This is a genomic window from Streptomyces sp. ISL-36 (genome assembly GCF_018614205.1).
GTDB lineage: Bacteria > Actinomycetota > Actinomycetes > Streptomycetales > Streptomycetaceae > Streptomyces.
This window is the reverse complement of the sequence record NZ_JAGGOS010000137.1, coordinates 1-10,804: the sequence shown is the minus strand read 5'-3', so window position 1 is coordinate 10,804 and position 10,804 is coordinate 1. Positions and strand designations below refer to the sequence as shown.

The 10,804-nt window shown below is 70.9% G+C and carries 7 protein-coding genes; 3 read left to right on the top strand and 4 right to left on the bottom strand.

Annotated elements, in window-relative coordinates:
* Positions 1-83 precede the first annotated feature (83 nt).
* Both J7E93_RS30690 and J7E93_RS30685 read left to right on the top strand, forming a co-directional pair.
* The gene (locus J7E93_RS30690; protein WP_215073287.1) at positions 84-878 is read left to right on the top strand and encodes an ABC transporter ATP-binding protein; all 795 of its coding nucleotides are present in this window, start codon (positions 84-86) and stop codon (positions 876-878) included.
* 272 nt (positions 879-1,150) lie between these two features.
* Positions 1,151-2,281 (top strand): glycosyltransferase 87 family protein, encoded by a 1,131-nt coding sequence (locus J7E93_RS30685; protein ID WP_374105453.1) that lies wholly within the window; start codon positions 1,151-1,153, stop codon positions 2,279-2,281.
* A gap of 47 nt (positions 2,282-2,328) precedes the next feature.
* On the opposite strand, the gene J7E93_RS30680 is transcribed toward J7E93_RS30685, so the two are convergent.
* Positions 2,329-7,332 carry an NAD-glutamate dehydrogenase gene (locus J7E93_RS30680; RefSeq protein ID WP_215073285.1) on the bottom strand — a complete coding sequence of 1,668 codons (5,004 nt, stop codon included), beginning with the start codon at positions 7,330-7,332 and terminating at the stop codon, positions 2,329-2,331.
* Positions 7,333-7,747: 415 nt separating this feature from the next.
* On the opposite strand from J7E93_RS30680, the gene J7E93_RS30675 reads away from it, so the two are divergent.
* Entirely contained in the window at positions 7,748-8,305 is a 558-nt protein-coding gene (locus J7E93_RS30675) for a DJ-1/PfpI family protein (RefSeq protein WP_215073284.1), read from the top strand.
* Between the two features lie 51 nt (positions 8,306-8,356).
* Here the strand turns inward: J7E93_RS30675 and J7E93_RS30670 are convergent, their stop codons facing one another.
* The 3 genes from J7E93_RS30670 to J7E93_RS30660 all read right to left on the bottom strand — a co-directional run bounded on the left by J7E93_RS30670 (position 8,357) and on the right by J7E93_RS30660 (position 10,383).
* Positions 8,357-8,566 (bottom strand): hypothetical protein, encoded by a 210-nt coding sequence (locus J7E93_RS30670; protein WP_215073283.1) that lies wholly within the window; start codon positions 8,564-8,566, stop codon positions 8,357-8,359.
* A 513-nt stretch (positions 8,567-9,079) separates the two neighbouring features.
* Positions 9,080-9,775 (bottom strand): HAD family hydrolase, encoded by a 696-nt coding sequence (locus tag J7E93_RS30665; RefSeq protein ID WP_215073282.1) that lies wholly within the window; start codon positions 9,773-9,775, stop codon positions 9,080-9,082.
* Between the two features lie 101 nt (positions 9,776-9,876).
* The gene (locus J7E93_RS30660; RefSeq protein WP_215073281.1) at positions 9,877-10,383 is read right to left on the bottom strand and encodes a hypothetical protein; all 507 of its coding nucleotides are present in this window, start codon (positions 10,381-10,383) and stop codon (positions 9,877-9,879) included.
* Between the last annotated feature and the right edge of the window lie 421 nt (positions 10,384-10,804).

Here is a 10,804-nt window from a genome sequence, read left to right as displayed (position 1 = left end):
ATAAGAAGCAGCCGCCGGATGGGCGCTGGTGACGTTCGCGGGCGGATTCATCTACTTCTGGAAGGCAGAGGAGCCCTACGGCCCTGGACGAGGAGGCGCCGAACGAGCAGGCCCTGGACCGAACCCCCACCGTCGTCGCGGACGGCGTCCACATCACGTACACCGTCAACGGTGGCCGCGGCGGCAAGGGCGCCGCGACCGCCGCACTCAGCCGGATGTTCTCGCGCCGCGCCACCCCCGGCTCCCGCACCGTGCACGCGGTCAAGGGCGTCGACTTCGCCGCGTACCGAGGGGAGGCGATTGGCCTGATCGGTTCGAACGGATCGGGGAAATCAACCCTCCTGAAGGCCGTGGCCGGCCTTCTGCCCGTCACCGCGGGCCGGATCTACACCCGGGGACAGCCCTCCCTCCTCGGCGTGAACGCGGCCCTGATGGACGATCTGACCGGCGAGCGCAACGTGATCCTCGGCGGGCTCGCGATGGGCATGACCCGTGCGGAGATCGAGGCCCGCTACGACGAGATCGTGGAGTTCTCCGGGATCGACGAGAAGGGCGACTTCATCTCGCTGCCGATGCGGACGTACTCCTCCGGCATGGGCGCCCGCCTCCGCTTCTCCATCGCGGCCGCCAGGAGCCACGACGTGCTCCTGATCGACGAGGCGCTGTCGACGGGCGACGCGAGGTTCCGCCGCCGCAGCCAGGAGCGGATCGACGAGCTGCGCGCCGAGGCGGGCACGGTCTTCCTCGTCTCCCATTCGAACGCCACCATCACCGAGACCTGTGACCGGGCGCTGTGGCTGGAGGCCGGCACGCTGCGGATGGACGGACCGGCGAGCGAGGTGGTGGCGGCGTACGAGGCGTTCACCAGGAAGGCCTGACAAAAGGGGTGATACAGGCGGATACCGGAATAGAGTGCGGCTCGATGACGACGCATCGGCACCCCACCCCGCCCCCCTCGCCCGACCCCGGCGACCAGCCCTCCCCGCTGGCCCCCGAACCGGCGTCGCCGAGGGCTGCCTGCACCCCCGCTCCCCCCGACCTCACCGGCTCCCCCTTCGAGTCGGAGAGCTTCACCTCGGCCACCTTCGTCTGGGTCGGCAGCGGCCCCCTCCTCGCGCTCGCCGGTGTCTGGGTCGTCACCCGCATCGGCATGCTGCTTCTCCTGCTCCGCGACACCCTGGGCGTCGGCGGTGTGGGCCGTGAGGTGTACGTCCTCTACCAGCACTGGTACCAGGAGTTCGCCCACGGCACCTTCCCCGTGAACGACGTCACCTGGCAGTACCCGCCCGGCGCCGGTCTGGTGATCATGGGCCCCGGGGTGCTGCCCTGGCTCACCTATTTCCAGGCGTTCGTCGCCCTCACCCTCCTCGCGGACGCCGTCGTCGCGCTCGCCCTCGCCCGCGCCGACATCGACCGCGTCACGCACGGCGCCTGGGTCTGGGTCTGCGGACTGCCGCTGCTGCTGCACCTCCCACTGGCCCGCTACGACGTCCAGGCCACCGCCCTCGCGGTGCTCGCCCTGCTCGCGCTGCGGTCCCGCTCGACCGCCGGACACGTCCTCGGCGGAGCGCTCGCCGCCCTCGGCGCGCTGGTCAAGGTGTGGCCGGTGCTCGCCCTGATCGGCACCCGCCGGGGCCGTACGAGCCGTGACGCCTGGATCTCCGCCGCCGTCACCGCCACGGCGCTCCTCGCCACCCTCGCGCTCTGTTTCTCCCATTCGCTCGACTTCCTGCGCCAGCAGGGCAGCCGCGGGATCCAGATCGAGTCCCTGGGCGGCACGGCCCTCGCGCTGGCCAGAGCGGCGGGCGCCTGGCCGGGCACGGCGGAGTACCGCTACGGCGCCTTCGAGTACGTCGGCCCGTACGTCTCCAGCATCGGCCGGCTCGCCCTGCTCCTGACGGTCCTCTCCTTCGTCTGGCTGCTGATCTGGCGGATCCGGGCCCGCACCTGGACCGAGGCGACCCCGTCGGACGCGGCTCTCACCGCCGTGCTGCTCTTCACCGTCACCAGCCGGGTGATCAGCCCCCAGTACATGATCTGGCTGCTCGGCCTGACCGCCGTCTGCGTCACCTCCCGGAGCACCGTGATGCGCCCGGTGGCGCTGCTCCTCCTGCCGGCGGCCGCGCTGAGCTCACTGGCGTACCCGATCCTCTACGAGGAGGTGGTCGCCGGCACCTCGCGGGGGCTGGCGGTCATGCTGGTCCGCAACGCCCTGCTGCTCGCCGCGGCCCTGCTGGCCGCGCGCCGCCTGTGGACCTCGTCCGTCGCCCTCCCGGAATGACGAGGGCCCCGCCGGAAGACCGGCGGGGCCCCTCATCCGCGTACCGCTCAGCTGTGCGTGCGCAGCAGCTGTCGCATCGTCCGCATGGCCACCGACAGGTTCGCCAGGTCGAACGTCTCCGAGCTCTGGATCTCCTCCAGCGTGGTCCGTGCCCGGCCGAGGATCGCGGCGTTCTTCTCCTCCCAGGCCTTGAACCGCTGCTCCGGGCTCGAGGTCCCGTTGCCCGCCGCCAGGACGTCCGCCGTGAGGGCGGCGTGGGCGGCGAAGAGGTCCTCGCGGATCGAGGCACGGGCCATCGACTGCCACCGGTCGGCGCGCGGCAGCTCGATGATCCGGTCCATGAGCTGCGTGATCCGCAGCCGGTCGGCCAGGTCGTAGTAGACCTCGGCGACCGCCATCGGGTCCTTGGCCGTACGGTCCGCGATCGCGACGATGTCGAGGATCGGGAAGGCGGACGAGAAGCCGGCGACCCGCAGGGCGAGCTTCTCCGGGACGCCCACGAACGTCAGCTCATCCAGGATCTGCTGGTACCACTCCAGGTCCGCGCCGCGCAGCAGCTGCGGCAGCTCGGACCAGACCTGCTCCACCCGGTCGCCGAAGAATTCGATCGTCTCGGCGAGCTTGAGCGGCTGCGGCCGGTTGCCGAGCAGCCAGCGCGTACCGCGCTCGACCAGGCGCCGGGAGTGCAGTCGCATCCGGGTCTGGAACTCGGCCGGAACCTGGTTGTCGAGCGCCTCGACGGCGTCCCAGACGTCGCCGAGCCGGAAGATGGCGCGGGCGGCGGTCTGGGCGCGGACGATCTCCTCGATCGACGCGCCGGTCTCCTCGCGGAGTCGGTGCAGGAAGGTCGAGCCACCGCTGTTGACGGTGTCGTTGACCAGGACCGTGGTGATGATCTCCCGGCGCAGCGGGTGGTTGTCGACCGCGTCGGCGAACTTCTCGCGCAGCTGCGTCGGGAAGTACGCGTGGAGGAGCCCGCGCAGGTGCGGGTCGTCCGGCAGCCCGGTGCCGATCAGCTCATCGGCCACCGTGATCTTGGTGTACGCGAGGAGGACGGCGAGCTCCGGCTGGCTCAGGCCCTTGCCGCTGTTCAGCAGCTCGCGGATCTGTCGGTCGTTGGGCAGGAACTCCAGCGAGCGGTCGAGGTGCCCGTCGCGGCCCAGTCGGCGCATGAAGCGCTGGTGGGCGTGGAGCAGGGACGGCGACTGGGCGACCGCGTTGGCCAGGGCCACGTTCTGCGCGTAGTTGTTGCGCAGCACGAGCCAGCCGACCTCGTCGGTCATCTCGGCGAGGATCTTGTTGCGCTGCTTGACGGTCATGTCGCCCTCGACGACGAGCCCGTTGAGCAGGATCTTGATGTTGACCTCGTGGTCGGAGGTGTCCACGCCGGCGCTGTTGTCGATGGCGTCGGTGTTGACCTTGCCGCCCTCGCCCTCGGGGCCGCCCCTGCGGGCGAACTCGATGCGGCCGAGCTGGGTCAGACCGAGGTTGCCGCCCTCGCCGACGACCTTGACCCGCAGGTCCTCGCCGTTGACGCGGATGGCGTCGTTCGCCTTGTCGCCGACGTCCGCGTGGGTCTCGGCGGACGACTTGACGTACGTACCGATGCCGCCGTTCCACAGCAGGTCGACGGGCGAGTGGAGGATCGCCTGCATCAGCTCGGCCGGGGTCATCTTGCTGATGCCGGGCTCGATGCCGAGGGCCGCGCGCATCTGCGCGTTGACCGGGATCGACTTGGCGGTACGGGGGTGGATGCCGCCGCCCGCGGAGAGCAGCGCGGTGTCGTAGTCGGCCCAGGAGCTGCGGGGCAGCTCGAAGAGGCGGCGCCGCTCGGCGTACGAGACGGCCGCGTCCGGGGTCGGGTCGATGAAGATGTGCCGGTGGTCGAAGGCGGCGACCAGCCTGATGTGCTCGCTCAGCAGCATGCCGTTGCCGAACACGTCGCCGGACATGTCACCCACGCCGACGACGGTGAAGTCCTCGCTCTGGGTGTCGTGGCCGAGCTCGCGGAAGTGCCGCTTGACGGACTCCCAGGCACCGCGGGCGGTGATGCCCATGCCCTTGTGGTCGTAGCCGGCCGAGCCGCCGGACGCGAAGGCGTCGCCGAGCCAGAAGCCGTAGCCGACGGCGACCTCGTTGGCGATGTCCGAGAAGGTCGCGGTGCCCTTGTCGGCGGCGACGACGAGGTAGGTGTCGTCCTCGTCGTGGCGGACGACGTCGACCGGAGGCACAACCTCGCCCGCGACCAGGTTGTCGGTGATGTCGAGGAGCGCCGAGATGAACGTCTTGTACGAGGCGATGCCCTCGGCCAGCCAGGCGTCGCGGTCCACGGACGGGTCCGGGAGCTGCTTGGCGACGAAGCCGCCCTTGGCGCCGACGGGCACGATGACGGTGTTCTTCACCATCTGTGCCTTGACCAGGCCGAGGATCTCGGTACGGAAGTCCTCACGGCGGTCGGACCAGCGCAGGCCGCCTCGGGCGACCTTGCCGAAGCGCAGGTGGACGCCCTCGACACGCGGCGAGTAGACCCAGATCTCGAACGCCGGGCGGGGCGCGGGGAGGTCGGGGATGGCCTGCGGGTCGAACTTCATCGACACGTAGGAGTGCGGCGCGCCGGAACCCGACTTCTGGCCCCTGCTTTCGCTTCCCTCGCCGGCGCTCTGGAAGAAGTTCGTCCGCAGGGTGGCCTTGATGACGGTGAGGAAGGAGCGCAGGATGCGGTCCTCGTCGAGGGAGGCGACCTGGTCGAGGGCGCCGTCCAGCTCCTCCAGGAGCCCGTCGATCAGCTCGGTGCCGGCGCGCTGGCGCTCCGGCGACATCCGGGCCTCGAAGAGCGAGACGAGCAGCCGGGTGGTGTGGACGTTGTTGCGGAGGGTGTCCTCCATGTAGTCCTGGCTGAACGTCGAACCGGCCTGGCGCAGGTACTTCGCGTAGGCGCGCAGCACCATCGCCTGACGCCAGTTCAGCCCGGCGGAGAGCACCAGCGCGTTGAAGCCGTCGTTCTCGGCCTCGCCGGTCCAGGTCGCGGCGAACGCCTCCTGGAACCGCTCGCGGGCGTCGTCGGCGAGGTAGTCCCCGCCGCTGCCGATCGAGTCGGGCATACGCAGACCGAAGTCGTAGATCCACGCGTGGGTACGGTCGGCGCAGCGCAGCTCGTAGGGGCGCTCGTCGATGACCTCGACGCCGAGCCGGTTGAGCACCGGCAGGACGGCGGAGAGGGAGACCTGGTCGCCGCCCTTGTAGATCTTGAAGCGGCGCTCGCCGGGGCCGGTGCCGACCGGCTCGTACAGCGAGAGGGCGAACTCCTTGCCGGTGCGGTTCAGCTGCTCCAGGTGGACCAGGTCGGCCACGGCGGCGCGCGGCGAGTGGTCGGCCTTGTAGCCCTCGGGGAAGGCGTTGCCGTAGCGGCGCAGCAGCTCGGCGGCGCGCTCCTCGCCGCACTCGGCGTTGAGGGCCTCGGCGAAGCCGTCGGCCCAGGAGCGGGCGGCCTCGACGAGACGGGCCTCGATGCGGTCCTTGTCGGCGTCGGAGAGCTGCGGCAGCTCGGTGCCGGGCGCGACACGGACGACGAAGTGGAGCCGGGAGAGGATCGACTCGGTGTTCCAGGCGGTGAAGTCGACGCTGGTACCGCCGAGCTCCTCCTTGAGGATGTCGATGATCCGCAGCCGGACGCCGGTGGTGTAGCGGTCGCGGGGCAGGTAGACGAGGGCGGAGTAGTAGCGCCCGTACTCGTCCTGGCGCAGGTAGAGCCGAAGCCGGCGGCGTTCCTGCAGGTAGAGGACGGAGGTGACGATGGAGCGGAGCTCGTCGACCGGGGTCTGGAAGAGCTCGTCGCGCGGGTAGGTCTCCAGGATCTGGAGCAGGTCGCGGCCGTCGTGGCTGCTGGGCGAGAACCCGGCGCCGTCCAGCACTTCCTGGACCTTGCGCTTGACGACCGGCACGCGGCGGACGGACTCGGTGTACGCGGCGGAGGAGAAGAGCCCCAGGAAGCGCCGCTCGCCGACGACGTTGCCCTCGGCGTCGAACTTCTTCACACCCACGTAGTCGAGGTACGAGGGGCGGTGGACGGTGGAGCGGCTGTTGGCCTTGGTGAGGATCAGCAGCTTGTGCTCGCGCGCCTTGGCGCGGGCGTCGGCGGGGAGCCGGCTGAAGGACGGCGAGACCGGGTGGGCGTGGTGGTCGTCCTTGCCGCTGTGGTGCGGGTCGGAGCGCAGGATGCCCAGGCCGGTGCCGGGGACGGCGGTCAGGGCGTCGCTGTCGACGAGCTCGTACTCGCGGTAGCCGAGGAAGGTGAAGTGGTCGTCCGCGAGCCAGCGCAGCAGCTCGCGGGCCTCTTCGACCTCGGTGGGGCGCAGGTCGTCGGCGGTGGGCTCGCCGGGCAGGTTCTCGGCGATGCGCAGCGCGGCATCGCGCATCTTCTCCCAGTCCTCGACCGTCTCGCGGACGTCGGACAGGACGCGCAGCAGGTCGGTGGTGATCTGCTTGAGGTCGGCGCGGTCGGTCTCGCGGTCGATCTCGACGTGGATCCAGGACTCGGTGAGCACGTCGTGCGGCAGCTCGGCCTTCGTCCCGGCGGACTCGGCGCTCAGCACCTCGATGAGCTTGCCGGTGAGGTCACGGCGGACGAGGACCTGCGGGTGGATCACGACATGGATGCCGCGGCCCTGGCGGGAGAGCTCGTTGGTGACGGAGTCCACGAGGAACGGCATGTCGTCGGTGACGACCTCGACGACGGAGTGGCTGCAGGTCCAGCCGTTCTCCTCGACCGTCGGGGTGTGCACGCGCACGTTCGCGGTGCCCTGGGGGCGGTTCTCCGCGAGCCGGTAGTGCGAGAGGGCGGCGCCATAGACGTCCACCGGGTCGCGGTCGGTGAGGTCCTCGGGCGCGGTGTGCAGGTAGTAGCGCTGGAGGTAGTCGAGCAGGGTGTCCCGGTCGGGCCTCTCCCCGTTTTCAGGCCCCGTCGGAAGTCGCCCCCCGACCGGGCTGTTCTCAGCTACCCGGGCGGCCCTGTCGAGCAGCTCGGCCTTGGCTTCGTCCAGCTTGGTCTGCATGTCCTCTGGCTCCTGTCGCGCGCCGTTGCGTGACGTCGGTGGAAGAAACGACACAACGCCACGACGCGGTGATACCGGTCGAAGTCGACGTTATGCCGTGATGAGAGATGTCCGGGCCGAATCCGGCCACCACAGGCGGCACACCCGGACGGAGAGGATCAGCGAACGCCCTGTCGGCCCGGCCGCTGACGCGGGCCGGGCGGAGGCCGGGGGCTTCGCTGCCCCCACGGCATATCGCGCTGATCACGGGAAAAGCCTATCGCTCCCGACCCCCACACCGTCATGAGCCGTATGTGTACAAAAGAGGGGGTGGAAGTTTGACGTTATGGACAGCGACACATGTCCTCTTGGCAGAGCACGGCGACGCGGGGAGTGTGTACCGCGAGACACCACCGACCTTCTGGATCTGGGAGTCGTGATGGCGAAGATCTTGATCGTGACCGGGGACGCGGCGGAGTCGCTGGAGGTCCTCTACCCCTACCAGCGCCTCCTGGAGGAGGGGTACGAGGTCCACATCGCGGCCCCCGCGCGCAAGCGGCTGCGGTTCGTGGTCCACGACTTCGAGCCGGGCTACGACACGTACACCGAGAAGCCGGGGTACACCTGGCCCGCCGACCTGGCCTTCTCGGAGGTCGACCCGGGCGACTACGTGGCCGTGGTGATCCCGGGCGGCCGCGCTCCGGAGTACCTCCGCAACGACCCGGAGCTCCGCAAGATCCTCAAATCGTTCTTCGACGCGGACAAGCCGGTGGCCCAGATCTGCCACGGCCCGCTCCTGACGGCGGCGATCGGCGGCCTGGAGGGCCGCAGGGTCACGGCCTACCCGGCGCTCGAACTCGACATGCAGGCGGCGGGGGCGAGCTTCCAGGACACGGAGGCGGTCGTGGACGGCCTCCTGGTCTCCTCCCGCGCCTGGCCGGACCACCCGATCTGGATGCGCGAGTTCCTGAAGGTCCTGCGCGCGAGGGGCTGAGGGGGGCGTGGGCGGGAGCGGCCGTCGGCCGCTCCCGCCCACGCCTCTCGTTCACCGCCGGACGTTCACGGTCACCCGCAGCCCGCCGTTGCCGGCGACGGCCACGCCGACCGCACCCACGGCCACGGCCACCTCTCCGTGACCGTTCACCGCCAGGACAACCGCCACGACCATCGCCAGCAGCCCCACACAGGCCGTGAACCAGGGCAGAGCACGGCTGCCGCCCCGGGGCTTGTCTGAGATACCGTCGAGAGACGCCATGGGAACCACTCTCCTCGCAACAGGGTGACCCGTCGGCACGCGAGGGAGATCCGGGAGAGGTCAGCCGCCAAGCAAGAGCCTCGTCCGGGTCTCCTTCGCCATGTCCTGGGCCGGCGGATGCACTCCGCATCCGCGACAGGAATTCCGACCCGGAGTGTGAGATGACCGGGTCGTTGTCCGCCGTTCCGGCCAACGGCCCCTGGGCGTACGCCCTTTGAGCCGTATGACCGTCCGTCAGCGTATGACGAGCCTACCGGTCGTTCCCCTGGTGCCGTCATGAGCCGTGTGTGTACAAAAGCGCGGGTGGAACTCTGACGTCATGGACAGCGACGGGCTCCCGTTTGGGGAAAACGGGGGCTTGACGACCGGCCTCCACGGCTCCCGGCCGTGCCACCGAGCCACCGTCCGAGCCGTCATCGCCGAGCCGCCGTCGCCGTGGCAGTCGCCGAGCCGTCATCGCCGAGCCGCCGACGTCGGTCGAGCACTCGACGGGGTGACCCGCCCCACCCGTACCTAGACCAGTTCCTCCGCCACCGCGACCGCCTCCGCGAGCGAGTCGACCACGGGCACGCCCACCCTCTCCAGGCTGGACCGGCTGTGCGACCCTCCGGTGTACAGCACCGCCCGCGCGCCCACGGCCGCCGCCGCCACCGCATCGTCCGCCGCGTCCCCGATGACGACGATCCGTGCGGGGTCGACACCGTCGAGCGCCGCGAGATGCCGCACCATGTGCGCCGACTTCCCCGCCGTCGAGGACCCGACCCGCCCGTCCACCCGGACGAACCGCTCCTCGATCCCGTGCCGTCGCACCAGCGGTATCAGCTCCGTGTGGGGTGCCAGCGAGAGCAGCGACTGCGTGAGCCCGGCCTCCTGCCGCGCGGCCAGCAGCTCCGCCGCCCCGACCGTGAGACCGCACCCCTCCGCACGCTGCCAGTAGTGCTTGTGGAAGACGCCGTCCATCAGCGTCCACTCGGCATCGGTGGGCGGCCGCCCCATGAGCCGCTCGTAGAACTTCGGCACGGGCACCATGTAGAGCTCGCGGTAGCGCGCGAGCGTGATCGGCTCCAGGCCGAGCTCGGCGAAGGCCGCGTTCGTGGCCCCGATGACCGCCTCGATGTCGTCGAGGAGTGTGCCGTTCCAGTCCCAGACCAGATGCTTGCCGTGCTTGCCGTGCTTGCCCTTGGTGCCGTGCGTCCCGTGCTTCCCCATGCGAAGACGGTACCGGCCCGCGCCGACAACCGGCCTCGGGCGTCGCCTCGGCCGGGCTCGGCCGGCCTGGCGGTCGGGACCGGTCAGGGCCCGGCCGGACGTCAGGCCAGCAGCCCCGGAATCTCCTGCACCCCGAACCACAGCAGCTCGTGGTCCTCGGCCCCGTCCACCGTGAACTGCGCGTCGTCGTCGCCCTGGTCCGCCGCCCCCAGCGCGTCCGCGGCGGCCGAGACGTCCGCCTCCGCGTCGTCGGCGTCGGCGTGCACGGCCGCCGCCTTCGTCAGCGGTACGGCCGCGGCGATCCGGACCTCGCCCAGCGAACCGGCGTCCAGACCCCGGTCCGGGTCGACGGTCGCCTCCTTGTCCGCCACGTCGACGGCGACGACGACCCGGCGCCGGGCGGCCGAGGGATCCCCGGCGATCAGCCGCAGGGAGGCCGCCGCGGCCCGGCTGAGCGCCGCGTACTCGAGCTCCTCGATGTCGTCGGAGACGTACCACTCGCGCAGGGCGGGGGTGACGGCGTAGGCGGTCAGCGGGCCGGGGCCCAGCTCGCCCGCCTTGTGCGCCTGTGCGAGACCGGGGATGGTCAGGGGGACGTACACGCGCATGGCTGGCCGCTTTCGTAGTCGGAAACGCCCTCAGGATACGTGCGGAGTACCCCTTCGGGGTCTCCAGGCCGCCCTCCCGCCGGTCCACCGGACGCATGCCCGGGTGCGGTGCCGGCAGGCCCGGCGGAGCCGGTGCTCACTCTGATAGGTGAATCTTCCGGACGGCCACCCGGAGGCCGTCGGCGCCTTGCGAGGGCGCCGAGCACCCCCGTACAAGATCCCCAACAGAAGTTACCGCCCGGTAGAACGCCGGGTGCGAAGGAACGGGGATCAGCATGGACGCCATCGCCACCGGCACGACCACGGCCGTCGGCACGACGACGGCCGGCACCGGCCGCCCGGCTGTCTCCGCCACGACGCGCCCGCGGACCCCGCGCCCTCGCACCGCTCCCCGCGGCCCGGCGGGAACCGGCCCCCGTGG

What these genes read in the sequence shown, in the direction of transcription:
- J7E93_RS30685 (WP_374105453.1), top strand. Translation starts at nt 1,151, where the DNA reads ATGCTGCTTCTCCTGCTCCGCGACACCCTGGGCGTCGGCGGTGTGGGC.
- J7E93_RS30680 (WP_215073285.1), bottom strand. Translation starts at nt 7,332, where the DNA reads ATGCAGACCAAGCTGGACGAAGCCAAGGCCGAGCTGCTCGACAGGGCC.
- J7E93_RS30670 (WP_215073283.1), bottom strand. Translation starts at nt 8,566, where the DNA reads ATGGCGTCTCTCGACGGTATCTCAGACAAGCCCCGGGGCGGCAGCCGT.
- J7E93_RS30665 (WP_215073282.1), bottom strand. Translation starts at nt 9,775, where the DNA reads ATGGGGAAGCACGGGACGCACGGCACCAAGGGCAAGCACGGCAAGCAC.
- J7E93_RS30660 (WP_215073281.1), bottom strand. Translation starts at nt 10,383, where the DNA reads ATGCGCGTGTACGTCCCCCTGACCATCCCCGGTCTCGCACAGGCGCAC.